Origin of the sequence: Pseudomonas sp. SWRI111 (assembly GCF_014268555.1) — a bacterium.
GTDB lineage: Bacteria > Pseudomonadota > Gammaproteobacteria > Pseudomonadales > Pseudomonadaceae > Aquipseudomonas > Aquipseudomonas hamedanensis.
Window position 1 is genome coordinate 159,480 of record NZ_JABWQQ010000005.1, and the last position, 22,398, is coordinate 181,877.

Below are 22,398 nucleotides of genomic sequence, written 5' to 3' on the forward strand. Positions count from 1 at the left end.
TCATTCAAGATATGTAGTGCCTGGCGGCCGCTTTCGCGAGCAAGCCCGCTCCCACAGGGGAATGCATTTCAGGTGTGGGAGCGGGCTTGCTCGCGAATGAAGTCGACGCCGATCCAACTGATTCATATTTCCAGAGACCCGAAATGAGACTGTCCCGCTTCTTTATCGACGCCCCGCTGAGCACCGGCGAACACGAACTGCCGGAAGCCCAGGCGCATTACATCAGCCGGGTGCTGCGCATGGCCGAGGGTGATGCCGTGCAGTTGTTCGACGGCTCCGGCCATGAGTTTCGCGGATCGCTGGTGGAAGTCGGCAAGAAGCGTGTCGTCGTGCAGATCGACGAGCAATTCGCCGGGCAGGTCGAATCGCCGCTGCAGATCCACCTCGGCCAGGGCTTGTCCCGTGGCGAGCGCATGGACTGGGCGATTCAGAAAGCCACCGAACTGGGCGTGACTGAAATCACGCCGATCTTCAGCGACCGCTGCGAAGTACGCCTCAAGGATGAACGCGCCGACAAGCGTTTGCTGCACTGGCGTCAGGTGGCAATCAGCGCCTGCGAGCAGTGCGGGCGTTCACGGGTGCCGGTGATCCACCCGCCCGTGCTGCTGGCGGATTGGCTCAAGCAGACCGAAGCCGAGTTGAAGCTGGTGCTGCATCCGGTGGCCGAGCCGCTGGTCAGCCATGCGAAACCGGCGACGCTGGCGTTCCTGATCGGGCCTGAAGGGGGCTTGTCGGATGCCGAAGTCGAGCAGGCCAAGGCCAACGGCTTCCACGCCGCCCGCCTCGGCCCGCGGGTGCTGCGCACAGAGACCGCGCCGGTGGTTGCGCTGGCTGTGGCCCAGCAGCTTTGGGGGGATTTCTAAGGCCTCTTCGCGAGCAAGCTCGCTCCCACAGTAGATCTCCAGGGAATAGAGATTTTGGGAGCACTCTAGATCCAATGTGGGAGCGGGCTTGCTCGCGAATGCGGTGTGTCATTCAACGAAATGTTGGCTGATCTGACGCCTTCGGGAGCAAGCCCCCTCCCACAGGGATTGCATTCACAGGACGTAGAACAGTATCGCGACAAAGTGCAGCAGACTTCCGGCAATCACAAACAGATGCCAGATGCCATGGGCATGCCGCAACCGATGATCCAGGGCAAAAAAGATAATCCCCACCGTGTACAAAACCCCGCCTGACGCCAGCCAGGTAAACCCCGCCGTGCCCAGTGCAGCGATCAGCGGTTTAACCGCGACCAGCACGATCCAGCCCATCACCGCGTAAATCACGATCGACAGAATCCGCGCTTCGGAACGCGGTTTGATCTCTTGCAGAATCCCGATCAGCGCCAGCCCCCAGACAATCCCGAACAGCGTCCAGCCCCACGGCCCGCGTAACGTCACCAGGCAAAACGGCGTGTAGCTGCCGGCGATCAACAGGTAGATCGAAAAATGATCGACCTTCTTCATGATCGCTTTCTTGCGCCCGCGCACGCTGTGGTACACGGTCGAGGCGCTGTAGAGCACCAGCAAGGTGAAGGCGTAAATCGCCACGCTGACGATCTTCCACGGACTGCCGTCGAGGCTGGCAATCACCAGCATCCACACGCCGCCGATAAACGCTGCGATGGCTCCGACCAGATGGGTCCAGGCGTTAAGTTTTTCCCCGTGATACATGTGTCACACACCTCGTAATCGCTACCGCAAGCGCGCAAGGCTCGGGCCTTGAGCGTAAAAGCGCAATGTTTCTGTTCAGCGTCGCCTGCGCGGCACGCGGGAATTAGGCACAATCGGCCGATACCAAAAAGAGTCCGCGCCATGCTGATCGACGAAGAATTGACCCTGAAAAAACTCGAGGTGTTCCTCGCCTTCATGCGCACCGGCAACCTGGCGCGCGCCGCCGCCGAACTGCAGACCAGCAATGTCAGCGTGCACCGCGCCATTCACTCACTGGAGAACGCCCTACGCTGCCCGCTGTTCAAACACGAAGGCCGCAACCTGACGCCACTGGAAAGTGCCTATGTCTTGGAGGAGCGCGCGCAGAAGCTGATCAACGACGTGGTCGACAGCGTGCGCCTGACCCGCGAAGCCGCCGGGTTTTCTGCAGAACGCTTCAAGCTCGGCTCACTGTATTCACTGACGGTGAAGACCGTGCCGCAGCTGATCATGGGCCTGAAAATCCGCCGCAGCGAACTCAACATCGACCTGATCCTCGGCTCGAACATCGACCTGCTCTACAAGCTGAAAAACATGGAAGTCGACGCGATTCTGGTGTCGCTGGACGACAGCATCAATGATCCGGATTGCGAGCAGATTGCGCTGTTTTCCGACGACATTTTCCTCGCCACCCCGGCGGATTCAAAGTTTGCCCAGCGCAGTGAAGTGGATCTGGCGGAGGTGCGTGATGAAACTTTCATCACCCTGACCCAGGGTTTTGCCACGCATCAGGACGGCGTGCGGGTGTTCAAACAAGCGGGGTTCGAGCCGAAGGTGGCGATGCAGGTGAATGACATTTTCACCCTGCTGAGCATGGTCAGCTCGGGCGTGGGTTACGCCTTGCTGCCGGGGCGGATTGCGGCGGTGTACGAGAACCGGGTGAAGCTGATTCCGTTGCAGGAGAAGTACCGGTTGCAGCAGCACATTGGTGTGGTGTTTCTGAAGGCCAAGGAGCGCGATCCGAATCTGCTGGCGTTGCTGGCGGAGTGCCGGATGTATGCCAATCGTCAGGCCAGCGCATGATCGTTCCCACGCTCTGCGTGGGAATGCAGCCCGGGACGCTCTGCGTCCCAAAGCGGACGCAGAGCGTCCATTGAGGCATTCCCACGCAGAGCGTGGGAACGATCAACTAACCAACAATCGCGCGGACGATGAAGAACAACAGCGACGGCCCCAGCAAGCAGCCCAGTCCGGTGTGAAAGGTCGCCGTCAACGCCCCATACGGCACCAACCGCCGATCCGTCGCCGCCAGCCCCGCCGTCACGCCACTCACCGTTCCGGCCAACCCGCCAAACACCATCGCCGAGCGCGGATTGTCCAGGCCCATCCAGCGCGCCGCCACGGGCGTTCCGACCATCACCAGAATCGCCTTGATCAGCCCGGTGGCGATCGACAGCGCCATCACGTCAGAAGTCGCGCCAATCGCCGCGCCAGTCACCGGCCCGACGATGTAAGTCACCGCACCGGCGCCAATGGTGGTCATGCTCACCGCATCGCGATAACCGAAGGTCCACGCCATGCACGCGCCGACAATAAACGGCAAAATCGTGCCCAGCAGCAAGGCGATCACGCCGATCATGCCGGCCTTCTTCGCTTCGGTGGCCTGCACTTCGAAGGCGGTGGCAACAATAGCGAAGTCACGCAACATCGCCCCGCCCATCAGGCCGATCCCGGAGAAAAGGGTGAGATCCGCCAAGCCCTTCTGTCCGCCAGTCATGGTGCCGCCCACCCAAGCCAGCACCAGGCCGATGACGATGGCAATCGCCGAGCCGTGGATGCGCCCGAAGGTCAGACGCTTGGAGAGGATCACCGACACCCACATGATCACGCCGACGAAGGCGAATGCGGTGATCAGACCGTTGTGCTCCAGACCTTTCTCGATGAGATCCCACATGTCAGCGACCTCCTGCCGGGGTGCCGACCGGGGAAATTTCCGCCGGTTCGTCGGGCAACGGTTCGCCCTTGTGGGTGCGGCTGATCAGGGCAATCGTGCAGCCACAAACTACCACTGAACCGATTGCCGCCAGCACCGCTACCGGGCCGCCGTGCAGGGCGGTGACGACGTTCTGCTGCGCGGCCATCGCCACTACCACCGGAATGTACATCGCGCCCCAGAAGCCGACGCCCATCTCGCAGTCCTTGGTCATGCCGCCGCGCTTGTGCATCCACAAGCGCGCGCAGATCAGCAGGATCATGGCAATGCCGACCCCGCCGACGTTGGATTTGACGCCCAGCAACACGCCGAGCATGTCACCCATGATCACCCCTGCCAGCGTACAGATCGCGAGCAGCGCCACACCGTAAATAATCATTGTTGTAGTCCTCAATGTGCATCGTCGAATGTTGTTTTTGTTGTTCGAAGCTTGAGTCGGCGGTTTTAGAGTCGGCGGCCACCCTCCTCTCGCAACAGCGCTTGCAAGGTATCGAGGCGGGCACTGTCGAAGGCAGTGACGGTGCCCTGCTCGAACACCCGGCGCGCCAGCCCGGTCAGCACGGCGCCGGGCGGCAGTTCGATCTGTAACCGTACGCCGCGCTCGTAGGCGCTTTGCACGGTGCCGCGCCAATCCACCACGCGGCACATGTTGCAGGCGAGGTCGTCGCGCAGCGCTTCTACTTTGGTCACGGGGCGAGCACGGCTACCACTGAGATAGGCAATCCGTGGGGTTTTCAGTTTGACCCTGGCGAAGGCTTCGGCGAGGGCCTGCGCCGGTTTTTCCAGCAGCGGACAATGCGACGGCACGCTCACGGCCAGACGTTTCGCCAGTCCGGCGCCACGGCTGCGCGCCAGCTCCGCTACCGTTTGCATGGCCGGGTCGCTGCCGGCGATCACCACTTGGTTATCGGCGTTGATATTCGCCAGATACACCGGTGTTTCTTCGCTGTGCACCTGGGCCAGCAGCGTTTCGACGGTGGACAACTGCAAGCCGATGATGGCGGTCATGCCGTACCCCTGTGGATAAGCTTGCTGCATCAGTTCACCGCGCAGGCTGACCAGATGCAGCGCATCGCTGAAACCCAAAGCCCCTGCCACCACCGCCGCGGGGTATGCGCCGATGGACAGGCCGGCGACGTAATCAACACTGAGTCCGCCCGCAAGCAACTGCCGCGATGCCGCAACACCAGCGATCAGCAGGCACAGTTGAACCGCCCTTGTTGTGCGCAGCGCCTCGGCAGAATCCAGCAGCAAAACGTCCTCGCCGAGCACATCACTGGCCTCGGCCAGCGTTTCCCCTGGCAAACGCTGGAGCATGCCCGCGCGCTGTGCGCCCTGGCCGGGAAACACCAGCAAACTGCTCACGCTGCCTGCTCCTGCGGGTTCCACGGATCAATTACCAACTCAGCCTGATGTGCATTTTTCAGCAGCACCCGCGCCGAGCCGCTAGCCCATTCACGCAAGGCGACCGCGCCGAATGGCGTCTGCAATTGCATGTCGACCCGGCACACGGCCTGATCAAACAAATCGGCCAGTTCGCTTGCCTGATGACGGGTAATCCTCTGCGGCGTACGCAAAATCAAATCAAGATCGCTCGCCTCATGCATCGCAACAAAACCACTGGCCAATTCAAATCCAGCACTGCCGCTGACACCCCAGGCCCAACCGCAATCGTCGAGCAGCGGTCGCACTTGCCTCAGCGCGTGCATGACCGGCAAATCGCGTTGGCAATCAACATGACTCAGCGCTTCAGGACTGACCCGCCGCGTAACCGCGTCAACCGCCATGAACGCCGCCAGTCGCTGCTCACGCGCAACCCCACGCACACCGACGGCGACAAAACCTTCAGCGCTCAACGCCCGCCGCACCACCACCGGTTGCCCGGCGGCGAGCGACTCGACGGCCCAGTGCGGCGCATCCGCCGACAACTGCGCAGGCGTCATGCCCCAGAGCAGGTCGTGGGCCAGTGGCAGATTCACCACTGCGCCCTCAGCAATTCGCGCACACGGCTGGAAGCTGCGCGGTTGCTCGCACCAAGGCGCCCTTTCAAATCAACGCTCGTCACATCGCTGATCGCTTGCTTCAGGCACTCGCTCACCCGCGCCAGATCTTCCGCCGTCGGCTGTTCGATCTGCTGCACCGAAAGGGTTTCCCAAAGCAAACCGAGGCTGGCATAGCTGTCAATGTCGTAAGCCATGGGCGGTACGCTGGCGGCCAGCGCTTCCAGCTCTTCAACGCTGCGCAAGGTGACCCGCGCCGCCGAGGCCTTGCCCATCGCATGCACCATCACACCGGGGTCGCGCAGGGCAATGATGCGATTGGCCTGATAACCATGCGCCAGAAACGCCCCGGACATCGCCTTGCCCACCAGCAGCGCAATCACCGGGTGCCCAGCCAAACGCGCACGGGCATAACTGTCCGCCGCGCCGGCCAGCGCCTGATGAATGCCGAGGGCCTCTTCGCGCCGACCATAGGCCTGGCTCGGTACATCGACGATGGCGATGATCGGGCGCTTCTGGGCGCTGTCGCGGTCGGCACTGATCGCGTCATCCACAGCCTTGGCCAGACCCCAGCCTTCGAGCAAACCGACCTCACCGTTCCGGGCGCGGGGAAAACGACTGTCCGGGTCTGCGACCACAGCGATGAATCGCCCGAGCTCAGCATCAGCCACCTTCAATGAGGGCGGCAAACCTTCGACGACACTGGCGCCAGCCCTGAGCGCGTTGAACCAGTGCAAACCGCGCAGTGAATGACCGCTCATGAGCGCTCTCCTTGATACAGATCGCGAACCACCGAAGGTTCGATTTGCTTGTCCGTGTCCAGACTCGCCAGACGTTGCAGAAACCATTCGGCGCGTTGACTGCGCGGCTGCGCCGGCAAGCCTTGCTGGAGCAGTTCGCCGACCTGCTGACGAATCTGCGCCACGTCATCGCCGACATAACGATCCACCAGACTGCTGTTGAAGCGCTGCTCGCCACCGGTCAGGCTCCAGATGAATGGCCGGTCGCGGGAGTCGTATTCCTCGATCCCGGCTTCTTGCTCGATCACTTGCGGGCCGTTCAAGCCGAGGCGTGCCTCCTGAGTCACCAGCAAATAACTGCACAGCGCCGCAGAAATCGACATGCCGCCAAAGCAACCGACACTGCCGGCGACCACACCGACCACCGGCTGGTATTGCTGCAAATCGACAATCGCCGCATGAATATCTGCAATCGCCGCCAGCCCGAGGTTGGCTTCCTGCAAACGCACACCACCGGTTTCCAGCAGTAACACCGCGCGGGTCGGGATGCCGTTGCGGTTGTCCTCGGCGGCCAGTTCCAGCGCACCGGCGATCTTCGCCCCACCGACTTCGCCAAGGCTGCCGCCCTGGAATGCGCCTTCAATCGCGGCGATCACCACCGGCAAACCGTCGAGACTGCCCTTGGCGATCACCACGCCGTCGTCGGCTTGCGGCACCACGCCCTGGCGTTCAAGCCATGGCGACATCACCCGTTGAAACGGATCGAGCAGTTCGCGAAAGGTCCCGGCGTCGAGCAAGGCTTTCGCCCGTTGCCGCGCGCCGAGTTCGACGAAGCTGTGCTTGTTGAGCAGCGCTGCGCTGTCAGTCATGGCCGATCTCCTCGAAACCCTGTTCCAGACGCAAGCGCACCACCCCCGGCGTCGCGCCGAAATCGTGGATGTCGATGGCCATTGCCGGCGGCGTAGTGCCGTCGAACATCCGTGCAAACAGGTGCTGCCAGCGCTGCTGTGCGCCGTTGACCGAAGTCTGCACGTTGATCGTCAGCTTGCCGGCCAGGCCCGGTTCGATCAGCACTTCCAGATCACCCGAGCCGACACAACCGACCAGCGCACGCCCACGTGGCGGCTGCCCGGCGGGGAATTCAAACGATAGGCTTTCCATCAAAACGCTCCCTGAACAATGCCGTCGCGCTCGATGCGATCGAGCAGCAGCGTGGCGGCGAGCAAGTCGGCGGCGCCACCGGGCGAGGCATTCAATGCGATGAGTTGTTGATCGAGTTCATGCAAGCGACGGCGGCCGCTGAGCGTGGCGCTGCCGCCGGCATCGAGCACTGCTTGCGCGCCGCGTTGCATGGCGTGCAGGCCGGGTTCGCCGGCGCGGTAGAGCACGCAGGTGTCGGCCAGCTCGGTCATGATCGCGAGCAAGGCGTCGAGCCGGGCGTTCTGTTCGCCATGGCCGTTGGCGCGGCTTTTGTGCAGTTGCGGCAGGCCGCGTTGCAGCACGGACGGGAAGCCCAGTTGCGCTTCTTCGCGGGCACCGCGTGCGCCGTAGCGCTGGGCGACTTGTGCACCGTGGCTTAACGGTTTCGGTGCATAGCGGTCGTCGAGCAGTGCCAAGCGTGCTGCACAAAGCGCGATAGCGGATTTCGGTTGCAAGGCTGCTGCCGTTACCAGCAATCCCAACGCCCAGATCGCGCCGCGATGGGTGTTGACGCCGTTGGTGGTGGCGAGCATGGCTTGCTCGCCCTCGCGACCGATGCGGCCAATGGCTTCGCGCAGCGGCAAACCGACTTCGCCGATTTCGACCGCTGCTTCAGCCATTTCCTTGAACGCCGGCCACAACGCCAACGCCGAGGCGTGCATCAGGCCCAGGTGCAGATCTGTGTGTGCGCCGTTGCCGCGACGATCAACCAGTGCCGGTTTCGGCGACAAATCGGCTTCGTCGATCAGCGCATCCACCGCCAGATCGGCCAGACGCTCGGCCAGCGACAGCGGTTTCGCTTGCAGGTTGAGTGCGTGCATTACCAGCTCCTGAATTTGGCGGGCGGGTTGTACAGGCCGCCGGACCACTCGACCAGATCGGCCACGCTTTTCGCCGCGAGCAACTCGCGCGTGGCGTCGGTGCGGCGGATGCCGAGGTCTTCGGGCAAGGCGATCAGGCCTTCGCGGCGCATGCGTTCGGTGTCTTTCGGGTTGTGGCGCAGGCCGATGGCGGTAACGCCAGCGACCGCTGCGATCATCGCCTGGCGTTCCTCCAGCGAGCGCGCCTTGTACAGATAGGCGATGCCTTCTTCGGTGAGCAAGTGGGTGACGTCGTCGCCGTAGATCATGATCGGCGCCAGCGGCATGCCGCTTTTCTTCGCCACTTCCACGGCATCGAGGGTTTCGACGAAGGTCGGTTTGCCCCCCTCCTGAAAGGTCTCGACCATTTGCACCACAAGTTTCTTGCCGCGCTCGAGCATCGGTTGCGGCGCATCGCCGTGGCGCATGTCCAGCCACGCCGGGGTGCCGTGACGGCGGCCACGCGGGTCGTGGCCCATGTTCGGCGCGCCACCGAAACCGGCGAGGCGGCCACGGGTTACGGTTGAAGAGTGGCCGTCGCCGTCGACTTGCAGCGTCGCGCCGATAAACAGGTCCACCGCGTATTGCCCGGCGAGCTGGCAGACCATGCGGTTGGAACGCAGCGAGCCGTCGCGCCCGGTGAAGAACACATCCGGGCGTGCAGCAATGTAGTTTTCCATGCCCAGCTCGGTGCCGAAGCAATGCACACTTTCGACCCAGCCGCTCTCGATCGCCGGTATCAGCGTCGGGTGCGGATTGAGCGTCCAGTTGCGGCAGATCTTGCCCTTCAAACCGAGGGATTCGCCGTAGGTCGGCAGGATCAGTTCGATGGCGGCGGTGTTGAAACCGATGCCGTGGTTGAGCGACTGCACGTTGTGCTTTTCGTAGATCCCGCGAATCGCCATCATCGCCATCAACACGTGCACAGGCTTGATGTGCCGTGGGTCGCGGGTGAACAGCGGTTCGATGTAGAACGGCTTGTCGGCCACCACGACGAAATCGACCCATGAGGCGGGTATGTCCACGCGGGGCAATTCGCTGACGTCGTCGACCAATTGGTTGACCTGGACGATGACGATGCCATCGCTGAACGCGGCCGGCTCGATCAGCGCCGGGGTGTCTTCGGTGCTCGGGCCGGTGTAGATATTGCCGGCGCGGTCGGCCATGAACCCGGCCGACAGCACGACGTTGGGGATCAGATCCACCACCAGCCGCGCATAGAGTTCGATGTAGGTGTGGATCGCGCCGACTTCCAGCAAGCCGTCTTCCAGCAACTGGCTGATGCGCAGGCTCTGGGTACCGGCGAAGGAGAAATCGAGCTTGCGGGCGATGCCGCGTTCGAACAGATCAAGGTGCTCGGAGCGGCCGACGCTGGGCATGATCATATGCAGGTTGTGGAGTTTGGTCGGGTCAGCCTTGGCCAGCGAGCGCGAGAGGAAATCCGCCTGCTTTTGATTGTTGCCCTCCAGCACCACGCGGTCGCCGGGATGGATCAGCGCTTCGAGCGCGGCGACGATCTTGTCGGTCGGCAACACCGCGCCATCGGCCAGCCCGCGCACCTTGTCCAGGCGACGCTGCTTGTCATCACGCCGCCGCGTCCAGCGCGAGTCGGGGGAAATTGTTGTTGTCATGCTCACTCCACGGGGTTCGCTGTCGTGGAGCCAAGTTAGGCGTGTGCGGGGCGGGCATCAATCAAGCTGGGTGGTGAATCATTACGCTGAGCGTAACGTTCGGAATAGCTATCGCGAGCAGGCTCACTCCTACAGTTGGAATGCGTTCCCCTGTAGGAGTGAGCCTGCTCGCGATGGCGTCGGTGGGCTCACCACCTCTCAGTCAGCGGGCACCAATTTGTCCAGCACCCGATTCACCGCCATCTCCGCCACCATCACAATCTGCGCGATGCCCTGCAACGTCTTGCGCTGCGAACCTTCAAGCGAGGCAGCATGGTTATGCAGCATCACCGTTGCCGAACCGAGGGTTTCACAGGCATCGGCCAGCAGTGATTCGGTGTCGGCGTCGGGGTTGGCCATGTACAGCGTGTTGGGGGTGTACGGCGGGGCCATGAAGTCAGCGCTGGGCGGGCCGAGGTAATGGTCGAGGGCGCGCTCGGCGGCTTCGTGGAATTTCTTTGAGTCGGGGGATTCGTAGGGAGATGCCGGGTCTGTGGCCGGCGGATTGGGCGATGGTTTTTTCATCTTCAGGTTCCGGATAAAGCCGCAACCGCATCTCTGCTAAAAGAAGGGGTGGCAGCTGAACGCAGGTTAGCAGACCGGGGAACCTAAGGAAGCCGGCGCGCCGAAGCGCCCTGCGCACAGCCGCCATCAAACGCAGGCGTAAAGCCTGACTGACGGTGCTCGTGCAACCTTAGATTAACCACGGGCTGCTAAACCCGATCACTGGGAATCAGTGACCCGATCCACGTTACGCAGCAAGCCCTGGGCGCACAAGCCGGCGGATTCTGGCGCAGGCGTAGGCAGCGGCGCAAGGATTTGTAGGCTGGAGGGGCGTAACACTGGGTGTCTTTAAACACATCTACCGGCATGTGTTTATGGCGCGGCCGGTGTTGTGGATTTACCTGTAGGGATTTGGCGCTGCGGCGGGCGCATTCGCGAGCAAGCCCGCTCCCACATGGGATCTTCAGTGGATGCAGATTTTGTGCACGACATCGATCCACTGTGGGAGCGGGCTTGCTCGCGAAGAGGCCCGCCAGAACACCACAAAATCCGGATCAGTGGGCCAGGCCAGCCTCCACCAACAACCGCTCCAGCGCCAACAAATCCGGCACTTTCGCCACCTGATCCCCCACCTGCACCGCCGCTTGCTCCAGCCCACACAACGGCACATCAACGTAACTCAATTGGCTATCCAGCTTGTAAGACCGAGGAATCCCCTGCACCAGCAGCGCAATGAATTTCAGCTCCGGCAAACCGCCCAAGGCATTCAGAATCACGATCCGCGCCCGTTCGCCAATAACGATTTTCTGCCCGCACGCAGACTCGAAACTGATCAACGGAATCTGCCGCTCACGCCAGGTCACCCGACCCAGGTACCACGGCGGCGTGTCGAGGTCGAAGGCGCTGGCCTGGTAGTCGATCAGCTCGGCGATGGCGACGTTGGGCAGGATCAGGTTGCGATCGGCCAGCGGCAGCAGCAGCCCGGTGAGTTGGCTGGTGCGCGGGTTATGCCGGTGCTCATGCATGTTTCTTGCTCCACTGGGCGATGCTCTCCAGCAGCACCGATTCCTGATACGGCTTGCCAAGGTAATCGTTGACGCCGATGGCCATGGCGCGGTCGCGGTGTTTCTGCCCGGTGCGCGAGGTAATCATGATGATCGGCAGGTGTTGCAAGCGTTCGTCGTTGCGCACCTGAGTGGCGACTTCGAAACCGTCCATGCGCGGCATTTCGATGTCGAGCAGCATCAGGTCCGGCATGTGCTCTTCGAGCAGCAGCATCGCATCGACACCGTCCTTGGCGGTCAGCACGTTCATGCCGTGGCGTTCGAGCAAGCGGCTGGTGACCTTGCGCACCGTCACCGAGTCATCGACGACCATGATCAGCAGCGGTTTGTGCGGTTCGCTGTCGATCTCCCCGCGCGCCGGTTCCTGCGCCAGCCGCGCCTGCATCGCACGGATCGGCGCTAGCAGGTCAAGAATCAGCACCACCCGACCGTCGCCGAGTATCGTCGCCCCGGTCACGCCCTGCACCGCCGCAAACTGCGGGCCGAGGCTCTTGACCACGATTTCGCGAGTGCCGGCCATTGCGTCCACCAGCACCGCAATGTGACGGTCGTTGTAATGCACCAGCAGCACCGGCAATGGCTGATTCAGCCCGAGCAGCTTTGGCCGTGGCGCGGTTTTCAACAGCTCGCCCAGGTAGCACAGCTCATAGCGCTGGCCGCCGTATTGGTAGCGTGGCGGATCGTGACGGAAATGCCCTTCCAGATCATTCGGCAACACGCGCACGATGCCCTCGATGGTGTTCAGCGGAATCGCATATTGGTCCTCGCCGCACTGCACCATCAGCGCGCGGTTGACCGACACGGTGAATGGCAGGCGAATGCGGAAGTGCACGCCCTGCCCCGGCACCGAATCGATGCTCATGCTGCCGCCGAGCTGGCGCACCTCTTCATGGACCACGTCCATGCCGACGCCGCGCCCGGAAATCTGGGTGATCTTTTCCGCCGTGGAGAAGCCCGGCTGGAGGATAAATTGCAGCACATCGCGGTCACTGATGTCGGCGTCGGGCGCCAGCAAGCCGCGCTTGATCGCCTTGCGCCGCACGGCTTCCAGCGGCACCCCGGCGCCGTCGTCGCGGATGTCGAACACGATGTCGCCGCCCTCGCGGGACAGGTCGAGGGTAATTTGCCCTTGCGCCGGTTTGCCCGCCGCCAGCCGCACTTCAGCGGATTCGAGGCCGTGATCGACGGCGTTGCGCAGCATGTGCTCCAGCGGCGCGGCCATGCGTTCGAGGACGTTACGGTCCATCTCGCCATCGGCATTGCCGACAACAAACGCGACGTCCTTGCCCAGTTCTTCGGCGACCTGACGGACGATGCGTTTAAGGCGCGGCACCATGCGTTCGAACGGCACCATGCGCGTGCGCATCAGGCCTTCCTGCAATTCGGTGTTGATCCGCCCCTGTTGCTGCAACAGGTTCTCGGCGTCGTGGTTGCGCCGATCGAGGGTTTCCTTGAGGTCGAGCAAATCCGAAGCAGATTCGAACAACGCCCGCGACAGTTGCTGCAACTGCGAATGGCGGTCCATTTCCAGCGGGTCGAACTCTTCGTAACCGAGGCGTTCGCCGTCGACTTGCTGACGGCTGAGAATCCGCCCCTGGGTTTCGGTGTCGAGGCGGCGCAACTGATCGCGCATGCGCTCGATGGTGGTTTCCATCTCGTTGAGGGCAATCTGCGCATCGTTGACTTGCTGTTCGATTCGCCCGCGAAAGATCGAGGTTTCCCCGGCCAGATTGACCAGCTCATCGAGCAGCTCGGAGGACACCTTGACCATGTCCGCGCCGGCATCGGCGGTCGGCGGCGTAGCTTCGGGCTTGGGCGCAGAGGTCAAGGCTGGTGTCGGTGCCGGCGGCGCTTCGACCTGCGCTGGATGGCTGAAATTCTGGATCGCGCTAATCAGCCGATCGGCTGGCGGACAAGGCTGGCCGGCACGCACGCCATCGAGCATTTGCGCCAGTCGGTCATGCCCACGCTGCACCAGTGCAAACAATTCTGCCGAGGGCTGCAACGCACCGGTGGAGAGGCTCTCGTAAAGAAATTCCAGTTCATGGGCAAGGTCGCCGATCGGGCCGATCTCGACCATCCGCGCACCGCCCTTGAGGGTGTGCAGATCGCGCAGCAGGGTTTCCACTTCCTGACGATTGCCTGGCTCGGCCTGCCAGCGCAGCAGCGCGGCGCCGGAGCTTTCGATGATGTCGAAGCCTTCTTCGAGGAAAATCTCCAGCAACTCCGGATCGTGCCCGGCGCTGTCATGATCGGCTGGCGCGGGCGCTGTAGCGCCGACGGTCTGGCCCTGGCGCAGCTCACGAAGGGCTTCAATCAGGTCCTGCGCCGGGTTCGGCGGCTGGTGGTTTTGCAACTGCTCAACCAGCAGCGCCAGACGCGCATGGCTCTGCTGCAACAAGCGGCCAAGGGCTTCGCTGTGGCTATAGCGTCGGTCCGCCAGGCCTTCGTAAAGGCTTTCCAACTCTTGAGCCAGATCGCCGATGGCCTCGACCTCGGCCATCCGCGCGCCGCCCTTGAGGGTGTGAAAATCGCGCTGCAACGAGGACAGCGGCGCAGTGTTATCCGTGTCGCTGAGCCAGCGCCCCAACGCCTGACTGGCGCTGTCGAGAATATCGACGGCCTCTTCGATAAAGATCTCGACGATCTCGTCGTCTGCGTCCGCAGCGTCAGATGACTGCTGCAATTGCGCGGTGGCACTGCCCAGTTCGTGAATGCTCAGCGTGCGACTGCCATCGCTGCGAATCAGGCCCATGGCCGAGGGATCAAGACCTTCATCGAGCAGATCCTGCAAGGCATGGATCCGCGCCGGTTGCGCGGTGATTTCCTGGCCGGCGGCGAGTTCGTCAAGCATGTTGATCAGCGCTTCATGGGCCAGTTGCGCCTCGTGAAAAAACCGCTCGCTGACCGCCAGGCTGCTTTCTTCCACCGCGCCATAGAGGTCGAGCAAGGCTTCGCACAAGCCGTCGACCGGCGACAGATCGGCGAGATGCGCGCCCTCGCCCAGGGTGGTCAGTTCATCGAGCAAGGCGCTGAGTTCCTGGCGCTCGCCGGGGTGTTGCTGCCAGCGCTGCAACAGGCTTTCGGCGTCGAGCAGGATGTCCATGCCCTGGGCGAGGAAGTTGTTGATCAGTTGCGGATCACGTTTGACGCGCAAGCCGGTGTCGGGAGCCTCGAGGTTCGCTTGCAGACGCTCGGCAAGCAGCGCATCGGTGCGCTTGATCAGCGATTGCGCGCCGACAATCGGCGCCAGCGGATCGTGCTTGAGCTGACGCAGGCCGACGCGAAACAGGCCTTCGGCTTCAAGCAGCAACTCCACTTCATCAAGGTCTAGCGGCAACTGGTGCGCCTTGAATTCCCGGGCCAGTTGATCCAGCGACGCGGCGAGTTCAGCCATCGGCAACACACCGGCCATCGAGGCGCTGCCCTTGAGCGTGTGCAGCGCGCGTTGCAGCTCATCGCTGGCCTGCAACGGCACGTGCTCGGCAGCCTGATCGAGGAAACGGTTGAGGCTGGCGAGGTGGGTTTCGGCTTCGTTGCGGAAGATCTCCAGCAACAACGGATCAAGCGCGGCGACGTCATCGGTGTCTTCGGCGGCCAGCGGCTCATCGCCCTTGGCCAGCGCATGGGCGCGGGCGGCGATCTGGTCGACGTCGCTGCGCTGACGCTGTCGATGGGTGGCGAATTCGCTGATCAGCTCGGGCAGCAGTAACACTGTGTCGTCGAGCAACTCGCGCAGCACTGCGCCGGGTTCGACGCTTTGCTCCAGCACGCGGTTGAGCAGGTTTTCCACGGCCCAGGCCAGTTCGCCGAGGACCAACGCGCGGACCATACGCCCGCTGCCCTTCAAGGTGTGGAAGGCGCGGCGCAGTTCAGTCAGCGCGGCGCGGTCCTGCGGGTTGGCGGTCCAGCGCGGCAGGTATTCGTGGAGGACTTCGAGGACCTCGTCGGTCTCTTCGAGGAACACCTCGCGCAGCTCATCATCGACCGGTTCTTCGTCGGCCGGCGGCGGCATCAGGCTGCCGGGGGTCGTGCGTGCCGGCGGATTGAGCGCCGACAGCGGACTGGCCAGCACTTCGGCCAGCGACTGCACGACTTCGGGGTCATCGAGCGTTTGCAGATCCTGCATGACCCGCGCTTCGCTGGGGCTAAGCACCTCGTCGAGCACCGGCACCTGAGCCTCGCCGGGCTGCTCGCGTGGAAAGAAGCCGAGGCTGGCAAGGCCGTTCCGGGCGACATCGAGCAGATGCTCGGCGGGTGCCTGTGGGTCATCGCTCAGGCGTTCGAGGTAATACTCGAGGCTGCTGATCACATCGGCCAAGTGATCGAGTTGTTCCCAACCCGGCTCGTGGGCATCGAGCATCAGATGCTCGCGGATAAAACCATTGCAGGCTTCAACCAGACTCGCCGCACGCGTCAGCGGAATCATCGCCAGCGCCCCGCGCACCTGGGTCAGCAGGTCGGGCAGTGGTTGCAGATGCTGGCGGTCCCAATCGGCGTCGATGTAGTCGACGATCAGGTCCTTGGCCTGTTGCAGGCAAATGCGCGCTTCCTTGATCACGATCTGGTGGATCTGTGTCAGGTCGGTGGTCGGCAGGCGCGCGTCGTCGGCGCTTTGCGTTTCCACTGTGCCGACCATGCCGGCCAGCGTCGCTTCGACGTAGAGCAAGGCCCCGGCAACGTCCATGAGGATCGCGTCATTCGGTTCGCGCTGGCCCTGAGCGAGGCTGAGCACTACCGCCAGTTGGTCGATGATGACTTTGCGCGGCTGGCCGAAACCCAGCACCGCGAGGGTGTCGGCGATCTGCCGCAGCGGTGCGAGCAGACTGTCCAGATCCGAGGCGTGCTGGCGGTCGCTGCGCACGAACAGGTCGAGGCGCTCCTTGACCCGCACCAGCTCTTCGCAAAGCGCGGCCAGCACCGAGCGCATGGCATCGCGATCGGGGCCGGCGAGGCGCGCGCGTTCTTCATCGACCATCGCGCTGTCAGGCAACGCGTCGTCCAGGGAGTAGCGATCTTTCATGGTCAGCATCTGCCCGGTGGGATGTTCGGCTTTGGCAATATAGAACAGCAGGCTTTTGAGCAGTTCTGGCGGGGGCGGCTGGTTGAGTCCGGCCATGCCTTGTTCGAGCAGGCGCTTAAGTTCTTTGTCGGCGTCCTTGAACAGACTGCGCAGCGCCGGGCTGTTGCCGATGGCGCCTTCGCGCATGCCCTCGACCAGCGCCGAGGCGACGTGCCACAGCGGACTCAAGGGCGAATCGCCGCTCAGCGTTTCAAGGCGGGTGAAGACTTTACTCAGGTAATCGAGGTGAGTCTGATCATCCTGTTCGCGCATCAGACCGACCAGAGCCATCTGCAGCATCTGCCGCAGTTTGCGCAGCACATTGGCCAGCTCTGGCGGTTCGAGCAGGGCCAGCGCCTCTGCGCTCAGCGGTGCCGGTTCGGGCAACTGCGGGCTGAACAGACTGGTCTCCGAGAGCAGGCTTTCGCCGCGAGCGCTGCGCAGGTCATTGATCAGCGGTAACACCACCAGCGGCAGGTCGCGGCGGGCATTTTGCACGCGATCGAGATACGTCGGCAGTTGCCCCATGGCTTGCAGCAACAGGTGCAGGGCTTCGTCGCGGTGCAGCACGCGTTCTTGCTGCAAGGCCTCGACCAGTTGCTCCATTTCTTCGGCAAGCAACGCGGCGCCGTAGAATTCGACCATTTGCAGACTGCCGTGCACCTGATGAACGTACGCCAGGCATTCGTCCAGCCCGGGAAAGGCCTGCGGATCGTCAAGCACGGCTTCGATCGCCTGATGCGCCAGCCTCAGCGTTTCGGCAATTTCGCCCTTGACCCATTCCAGGGCCACATAGTCGTGCCGATCCCCCATAACCACTCCACTCACGCTTTGTCTGTCGTCGCCGGCAGGGTGAAACCGGATACCGAGCGACGCAACTGACTGGCCATTTTTGCCAGATTGCCGATGCTCTCAGCGGTGGCCGTGGAGCCCGACGAGGTCTGCGAGGTGATCTGCTGGATCACGTTCATCGTCAGCGAGATCTGCCCGGCCGAAGACGTCTGCTGCTGGGCCGCGTTGGAAATGCTCTGGATCAGCGCCGCCAGGGTTTTCGAAACGCCTTCGATTTCTTCCAGGGCCACACCGGCATCCTGCGCCAGTCGCGCGCCGCGCACCACTTCGGTGGTGGTCTGCTCCATGGAAATCACCGCTTCGTTGGTGTCGGCCTGAATCGCCCGCACCAGTGTTTCGATCTGCCGGGTGGCGGCGGAGGATCGTTCAGCCAGACGCTGGACTTCGTCGGCAACCACGGCAAACCCGCGCCCGGCATCGCCGGCCATCGACGCCTGAATCGCCGCGTTGAGGGCGAGGATGTTGGTCTGGTCGGCAATGTCATCGATCAGGCTGACGATGTCGCCGATTTCCTGGGACGACTCGCCAAGGCGCTTGATGCGCTTGGCGGTGTCCTGAATCTGTTCGCGAATGTTGTCCATGCCGTGGATGGTGTTGTGCACCACCTCGTTGCCCTTGTTGGCAATTTCCACGGAACGCTCGGCCACCGCCGACGATTCGGCGGCGTTGGCCGAGACCTGATCGATGGACTCGGCCATGTCGCTGATCGCCGTCGAGGCTTCGGAAATCTGCTGGGCCTGTTGCTCCGAAGCCTGCGCCAGGTGCATGGCGGTGGCCTGGGTTTCCTGCACGGCAGCGGCGACCTGGCCGGCGGTGAGGTTGATGGTCGCGACCAGATCACGCAACTGGTCGACGGAATAGTTGATCGAGTCGGCGATGGTGCCGGTGAAGTCTTCGGTCACCGAAGCGGTGACGGTGAGGTCGCCGTCGGCGAGGTCTTCGATCTCGTCGAGCAGGCGCATGATTGCGTTCTGGTTGCGCTCGTTTTTCTCGGCGGTCTCGCGCAACTGGCGGTTGGTTTCGCGAACCATCACCAGCCCAATGAGGATGATCGAGGCCAGCGCCAGCAAGCCCAGCACGTAGCCACCGATGGTGTCGGTGTTGCGCCCGCTGGCGAGGTTCTCAAAACCAGTGGCCAGGTGCGAGGCTTCGTCGAGCAGGGTTTGCGACAGGCTGAAAATGTTGGTGGCCGACTCGCGCACCTTGAACAACTCCGGCGAGGTTTCGAGGATTTCATCCACGGAGCCGGAGACGAACTGGAACAGTTCGGAGATTTCGCTCAAACGCGCACGGGCGTCGCGGTCTTCGACCTGGCTGATTTTCAGCGCCGGGTTGCCCTGCAACATGCCATTGAGCACCTGACCGAAACGGGTGGCGTCGCGACCAAACGCGTCGGCGGCCTGCTGGGAGTTTTCGTCGCCGGCCAGCACGGTGTTGACCGCGCCGAGGATGCGCTCGGCCAGCAGCGATTGACGCTGGGCCATCGCCACCTGGCCCGCCGGAGCGCCGCGCTGGAGCAGAATTTCCACGACCTTTTCGTATTCGATCTGCAATTGCGGCACGGTTTCGGCCAGGGTCGCGGCGACCTGGTGCAGCGACAGCACGGTCTGCTCGCTGGTGAGGATCGCATCAGTGTTTTTCAGCAGGCGTTCCCAGTCCAGTTGCACCGCACGCATTTCCGGGCGCACGGCAGCCGGTGCCGGCGGCAGCCCGGTATTCGGGTCGCCTTTTTTCAAGTAACCCCAGCGCTGGGCAAAATCGTTGCGCGCATCGCTGAGCAATTTGAATGCTGCCGCCTTGCCTGCCGCCGCTTCGGTGGCGTTTTTGGCGATGCGTTGCGAAAGCACGCGCAGCTCACCGGCGTGGCCGATGTACTGCTTGTCGTAGTTCGCCTGGGTGTTGAGGTAGGCGAAGTTGGCGAACAGCAGCATGATGAACACGATCAGTGCGATAAACAGCACGATGATCTGCGCGCGACTGCGCGATCCTTCTGCCGACTTGCCTGTTTTTGCTGTTGTCATCGGTCCTCGCCTATGAAACCTGCCACCTTCAAATGTGGGAGCGGGCTTTGTGGCGAGGGGATTTATCCCCGTTCGGCTGCGAAGCAGTCGCAAAAATATCGCATGCGCTGACAGTCGTCAGGCGTTGCAGATTTTGGGGCCGCTGCGCGACCCAACGGGGATAAATCCCCTCGCCACATGGCCCGCGTCCACATGGGTTCAGTTGTTCCTGCTATATCGCAACACCCATGAACACCGGGGACCTGGCCAGTGCAAACAGGCTGAACACCCGCCAGTTCTGTTCGCGGCGGAAATAGCCTTTGACGAACTCGGCCTTCGAACCCTGGCGCTTGCTGATCGACAGCGGCTCGAAACTGCCCTGCTCGAAATGCTGCAAGCCAATGACCTCGTCGACCATCAGCCCGGCAAACACATCCCCATGTTCCACCACCAATACCCGCCGTTGTTTACGCAGTGGCGACAGCTCGTGGCCGAAGAACCCGCACAGGTCCATGATCGGCAGCAGCCGCCCGCGCAGATTAGCCACACCCTTGACCCACGGTTTGACCCCGGGCAACTGGGTGAAGCGCGGCTCGTGCAGCACTTCGCTGACTTCGCCCATCGGCGCCACATACCAATGCTCGCCCAGGCGAAAGCCGATGCCGCTCCAGCGATCCTGGCGTGCCGCTTGCGACGGCAGGTCCGCCGCCAGCAAGCGGCAGCGCTGGTCGATCTGCCAGAGCAGTTCGAACGCGGTCAGCGATTCGCTCATGATCGCGCGATCAGCCTTTGAGCACGTTGTTGAGGGTCTTGATCAGGGTGTCTTCGTCGACCGGTTTGGTCAGATAGTCCTTGGCGCCCTGACGGGTGCCCCAGACCTTGTCGGTTTCCTGATCCTTGGTGGTGATGATGATCACCGGGATGTGTGCGGTGTCGGCGTCCTTGGTCAGCTGACGGGTCGCCTGAAAACCGTTGAGGCCGGGCATGACGATGTCCATCAGCACCGCGTCGGGTTTTTCCTGACGGGCCAGGGCCACGCCATCGGCGCCGTTCTCGGCCTTGAGTACTTCATGGCCGTGCTTTTCGAGCATGCCGGTCAGTTTGTACATTTCAGTCGGCGAATCATCGACGATCAGGATACGTGCCATGGTCTTCCCCATTTTTCTGGTCGACTGCCGGCCCGCTGGCCGAGCGTCACTGTGCGTGTCTTACTGCGGCAAAACAGCGGCGAAGCCCGGAACATGGGCCTGGATCGCATTGAGCAGTTCTTCTTTGCTGAACGGCTTGGTCAAAAATTGATCAGAACCGACAATCCGCCCCTTGGCCTTGTCGAACAGCCCGTCCCTGGAGGACAGCATGATCACCGGCGTGGCCTTGAAGGCGCTGTTGTTCTTGATCAAGGCGCAGGTCTGATAGCCATCCAGACGCGGCATCATGATGTCGACAAAGATGATCCCCGGATGGTGGTCGGCGATCTTCGCCAGCGCATCGAAACCGTCGATGGCGGTGATCACTTCGCAACCGACATTCTTCAACAATGTTTCGGCGGTGCGGCGAATCGTTTTCGAGTCGTCGATCACCATGACCTTCAAGGCGCTGGACTGCTGTTCCATAAGAGGGTTCTACCGTCGCCTTTGCGAATCAAATTGTCCGTTTTGCTGTGAATTTTGGCCCCAAACCCTTGATAGCCAAGGGGCGGCGCGCTCTGCCAGCCTTTTTAGCACAGTCTCCAGATGCAATCTATCGACGGGTTTTTCCTTGACCCGAAACACGCCCGGCGCCACTCTGGCGGCACTTTTTCAATACCGATCCGGTAGCCAAATTTCGAGGAAAACCCAATGAGCGTTCGCGTCGGGATTGTCATGGACCCTATCGCCAGCATCTCCTATAAAAAGGATAGCTCGCTGGCCATGCTGCTGGCCGCGCAGAAGCGTGGCTGGGAATTGTTCTATATGGAGCAGCGCGACCTGTATCAGGGCGAAGGCCAGGCACGGGCGCGGATGAAGCCGCTGAAAGTGTTCGCCAATCCGGAAAAATGGTTCGAACTGGACGCCGAGCAGGACCAGCTGCTGAGCGACCTGGACGTGATCCTGATGCGCAAGGATCCGCCGTTCGACATGGAATTCGTCTACTCCACTTATCTGCTGGAGCAGGCCGAAGCCGCCGGCGTGCTGGTGGTCAACAAGCCACAGAGCCTGCGCGACTGCAATGAAAAGCTGTTCGCCACGCTGTTCCCGCAGTGCACGCCACCGACCGTGGTCAGCCGCCGCGCCGACGTGTTGCGCGAATTTGCGGCGAAACACGGTGACGTGATCCTCAAGCCGCTCGACGGCATGGGCGGCACTTCGATTTTCCGCCATCGTGCCGGCGACCCGAACCTGTCAGTGATCCTGGAAACCCTGACCGCACTCGGCGGCCAGCAGATCATGGGCCAGGCCTACCTGCCGGCGATCAAGGACGGCGACAAACGCATCCTGATGATCGACGGCGAGCCGGTGGATTACTGCCTGGCGCGCATTCCCGCCCAGGGCGAAACCCGTGGCAACCTCGCTGCCGGCGGCCGTGGCGAAGCGCGTCCGTTGAGCGACAAGGATCGCTGGATCGCCGCCCAGGTCGGCCCGACCCTACGCGAGAAAGGCCTGCTGTTCGTCGGCCTCGACGTGATTGGCGAACACCTGACCGAAATCAACGTCACCAGCCCGACCTGCATCCGCGAAATCGACAATGCGTTTGGCACTGATATCGGCGGCATGCTGATGGATGCCATCGATAAAAAGCTGCAAGCGGCCGGCAAAAAGCCACAAGCTTGATGCACGTCA

20 protein-coding genes are annotated in these 22,398 nt (G+C 62.5%); 3 read left to right on the forward strand and 17 right to left on the reverse strand.

The genetic code is table 11. The features are described from left to right. Positions 1-143: 143 nt before the first annotated feature. Positions 144-863, forward strand: coding sequence for a 16S rRNA (uracil(1498)-N(3))-methyltransferase (locus HU755_RS08930; RefSeq protein WP_186549358.1), 720 nt, complete (start codon positions 144-146; stop codon positions 861-863). A gap of 174 nt (positions 864-1,037) precedes the next feature. On the opposite strand, the gene HU755_RS08935 is transcribed toward HU755_RS08930, so the two are convergent. Then, the gene (locus HU755_RS08935; RefSeq protein ID WP_186631676.1) at positions 1,038-1,655 is read right to left on the reverse strand and encodes a hemolysin III family protein; all 618 of its coding nucleotides are present in this window, start codon (positions 1,653-1,655) and stop codon (positions 1,038-1,040) included. Between the two features lie 141 nt (positions 1,656-1,796). On the opposite strand from HU755_RS08935, the gene HU755_RS08940 reads away from it, so the two are divergent. Further along, complete coding sequence (locus HU755_RS08940; protein WP_186631679.1) at positions 1,797-2,717, forward strand: LysR substrate-binding domain-containing protein; 921 nt, start codon at positions 1,797-1,799, stop codon at positions 2,715-2,717. A gap of 106 nt (positions 2,718-2,823) precedes the next feature. Here HU755_RS08940 and madM read toward each other — a convergent pair whose 3' ends face one another. The 16 genes from madM to pilG form a co-directional block, all read right to left on the reverse strand. After that, positions 2,824-3,588: a malonate transporter subunit MadM gene (gene madM, locus HU755_RS08945; protein WP_039757570.1), complete on the reverse strand. Its 765-nt coding sequence runs from the start codon at positions 3,586-3,588 to the stop codon at positions 2,824-2,826. Position 3,589: 1 nt separating this feature from the next. Then, positions 3,590-4,006, reverse strand: a complete 417-nt coding sequence (gene madL, locus HU755_RS08950; RefSeq protein ID WP_186631682.1) for a malonate transporter subunit MadL — start codon at positions 4,004-4,006, stop codon at positions 3,590-3,592. 65 nt (positions 4,007-4,071) lie between these two features. Continuing rightward, on the reverse strand, positions 4,072-4,992 hold the full coding sequence (mdcH, locus tag HU755_RS08955) for a malonate decarboxylase subunit epsilon (RefSeq protein ID WP_186631685.1): 921 nt from the start codon (positions 4,990-4,992) through the stop codon (positions 4,072-4,074). Further along, entirely contained in the window at positions 4,989-5,609 is a 621-nt protein-coding gene (locus tag HU755_RS08960) for a malonate decarboxylase holo-ACP synthase (RefSeq protein ID WP_186631688.1), read from the reverse strand. The genes mdcH and HU755_RS08960 overlap by 4 nt, the downstream gene beginning before the upstream one ends. Next, entirely contained in the window at positions 5,603-6,388 is a 786-nt protein-coding gene (gene mdcE / locus HU755_RS08965; RefSeq protein WP_186631691.1) for a biotin-independent malonate decarboxylase subunit gamma, read from the reverse strand. The genes HU755_RS08960 and mdcE overlap by 7 nt, the downstream gene beginning before the upstream one ends. Beyond that, complete coding sequence (locus HU755_RS08970) at positions 6,385-7,236, reverse strand: biotin-independent malonate decarboxylase subunit beta (protein ID WP_186631694.1); 852 nt, start codon at positions 7,234-7,236, stop codon at positions 6,385-6,387. The genes mdcE and HU755_RS08970 overlap by 4 nt, the downstream gene beginning before the upstream one ends. Continuing rightward, entirely contained in the window at positions 7,229-7,528 is a 300-nt protein-coding gene (locus HU755_RS08975; RefSeq protein WP_056786420.1) for a malonate decarboxylase subunit delta, read from the reverse strand. Before HU755_RS08975 ends, HU755_RS08970 begins: the two co-directional genes overlap by 8 nt. Then, the gene (locus HU755_RS08980; RefSeq protein ID WP_186631697.1) at positions 7,528-8,388 is read right to left on the reverse strand and encodes a triphosphoribosyl-dephospho-CoA synthase; all 861 of its coding nucleotides are present in this window, start codon (positions 8,386-8,388) and stop codon (positions 7,528-7,530) included. Before HU755_RS08980 ends, HU755_RS08975 begins: the two co-directional genes overlap by 1 nt. Beyond that, positions 8,388-10,058 (reverse strand): malonate decarboxylase subunit alpha, encoded by a 1,671-nt coding sequence (mdcA, locus tag HU755_RS08985; RefSeq protein WP_186631700.1) that lies wholly within the window; start codon positions 10,056-10,058, stop codon positions 8,388-8,390. The genes HU755_RS08980 and mdcA overlap by 1 nt, the downstream gene beginning before the upstream one ends. 198 nt (positions 10,059-10,256) lie before the next feature. Beyond that, positions 10,257-10,622 (reverse strand): DUF6124 family protein, encoded by a 366-nt coding sequence (locus HU755_RS08990; protein ID WP_186631703.1) that lies wholly within the window; start codon positions 10,620-10,622, stop codon positions 10,257-10,259. A gap of 533 nt (positions 10,623-11,155) precedes the next feature. Further along, the gene (locus tag HU755_RS08995) at positions 11,156-11,626 is read right to left on the reverse strand and encodes a chemotaxis protein CheW (protein ID WP_186631706.1); all 471 of its coding nucleotides are present in this window, start codon (positions 11,624-11,626) and stop codon (positions 11,156-11,158) included. Continuing rightward, positions 11,619-17,540 (reverse strand): Hpt domain-containing protein, encoded by a 5,922-nt coding sequence (locus HU755_RS09000; RefSeq protein WP_186631709.1) that lies wholly within the window; start codon positions 17,538-17,540, stop codon positions 11,619-11,621. The genes HU755_RS08995 and HU755_RS09000 overlap by 8 nt, the downstream gene beginning before the upstream one ends. An 11-nt stretch (positions 17,541-17,551) precedes the next feature. Continuing rightward, a complete protein-coding gene (locus HU755_RS09005; protein ID WP_186552294.1) occupies positions 17,552-19,600 on the reverse strand; it encodes a methyl-accepting chemotaxis protein in 2,049 nt (682 codons plus the stop codon). Between the two features lie 211 nt (positions 19,601-19,811). Further along, complete coding sequence (locus HU755_RS09010) at positions 19,812-20,351, reverse strand: chemotaxis protein CheW (RefSeq protein WP_186631714.1); 540 nt, start codon at positions 20,349-20,351, stop codon at positions 19,812-19,814. A 10-nt stretch (positions 20,352-20,361) separates the two neighbouring features. Further along, a complete protein-coding gene (gene pilH, locus HU755_RS09015) occupies positions 20,362-20,727 on the reverse strand; it encodes a twitching motility response regulator PilH (RefSeq protein ID WP_039757553.1) in 366 nt (121 codons plus the stop codon). A 60-nt stretch (positions 20,728-20,787) separates the two neighbouring features. Next, positions 20,788-21,192 carry a twitching motility response regulator PilG gene (pilG, locus tag HU755_RS09020; protein ID WP_016772743.1) on the reverse strand — a complete coding sequence of 135 codons (405 nt, stop codon included), beginning with the start codon at positions 21,190-21,192 and terminating at the stop codon, positions 20,788-20,790. Between the two features lie 225 nt (positions 21,193-21,417). Here pilG and gshB point away from each other — a divergent pair, with 225 nt between their 5' ends. After that, entirely contained in the window at positions 21,418-22,389 is a 972-nt protein-coding gene (gene gshB / locus HU755_RS09025) for a glutathione synthase (protein WP_186552291.1), read from the forward strand. Positions 22,390-22,398 lie beyond the last annotated feature (9 nt).

Excerpts from the sequence above, each read along its gene's own strand:
- madL (WP_186631682.1), bottom strand. The coding sequence starts at position 4,006 with ATGATTATTTACGGTGTGGCGCTGCTCGCGATCTGTACGCTGGCAGGG.
- HU755_RS08970 (WP_186631694.1), bottom strand. The coding sequence starts at position 7,236 with ATGACTGACAGCGCAGCGCTGCTCAACAAGCACAGCTTCGTCGAACTC.
- HU755_RS08990 (WP_186631703.1), bottom strand. The coding sequence starts at position 10,622 with ATGAAAAAACCATCGCCCAATCCGCCGGCCACAGACCCGGCATCTCCC.
- pilG (WP_016772743.1), bottom strand. The coding sequence starts at position 21,192 with ATGGAACAGCAGTCCAGCGCCTTGAAGGTCATGGTGATCGACGACTCG.
- mdcE (WP_186631691.1), bottom strand. The coding sequence starts at position 6,388 with ATGAGCGGTCATTCACTGCGCGGTTTGCACTGGTTCAACGCGCTCAGG.
- HU755_RS08995 (WP_186631706.1), bottom strand. The coding sequence starts at position 11,626 with ATGCATGAGCACCGGCATAACCCGCGCACCAGCCAACTCACCGGGCTG.
- HU755_RS08940 (WP_186631679.1), top strand. The coding sequence starts at position 1,797 with ATGCTGATCGACGAAGAATTGACCCTGAAAAAACTCGAGGTGTTCCTC.
- gshB (WP_186552291.1), top strand. The coding sequence starts at position 21,418 with ATGAGCGTTCGCGTCGGGATTGTCATGGACCCTATCGCCAGCATCTCC.
- madM (WP_039757570.1), bottom strand. The coding sequence starts at position 3,588 with ATGTGGGATCTCATCGAGAAAGGTCTGGAGCACAACGGTCTGATCACC.
- HU755_RS08935 (WP_186631676.1), bottom strand. The coding sequence starts at position 1,655 with ATGTATCACGGGGAAAAACTTAACGCCTGGACCCATCTGGTCGGAGCC.
- HU755_RS09000 (WP_186631709.1), bottom strand. The coding sequence starts at position 17,540 with ATGGGGGATCGGCACGACTATGTGGCCCTGGAATGGGTCAAGGGCGAA.
- mdcA (WP_186631700.1), bottom strand. The coding sequence starts at position 10,058 with ATGACAACAACAATTTCCCCCGACTCGCGCTGGACGCGGCGGCGTGAT.
- HU755_RS08980 (WP_186631697.1), bottom strand. The coding sequence starts at position 8,388 with ATGCACGCACTCAACCTGCAAGCGAAACCGCTGTCGCTGGCCGAGCGT.
- HU755_RS09010 (WP_186631714.1), bottom strand. The coding sequence starts at position 20,351 with ATGAGCGAATCGCTGACCGCGTTCGAACTGCTCTGGCAGATCGACCAG.
- HU755_RS09005 (WP_186552294.1), bottom strand. The coding sequence starts at position 19,600 with ATGACAACAGCAAAAACAGGCAAGTCGGCAGAAGGATCGCGCAGTCGC.
- HU755_RS08930 (WP_186549358.1), top strand. The coding sequence starts at position 144 with ATGAGACTGTCCCGCTTCTTTATCGACGCCCCGCTGAGCACCGGCGAA.
- HU755_RS08975 (WP_056786420.1), bottom strand. The coding sequence starts at position 7,528 with ATGGAAAGCCTATCGTTTGAATTCCCCGCCGGGCAGCCGCCACGTGGG.
- pilH (WP_039757553.1), bottom strand. The coding sequence starts at position 20,727 with ATGGCACGTATCCTGATCGTCGATGATTCGCCGACTGAAATGTACAAA.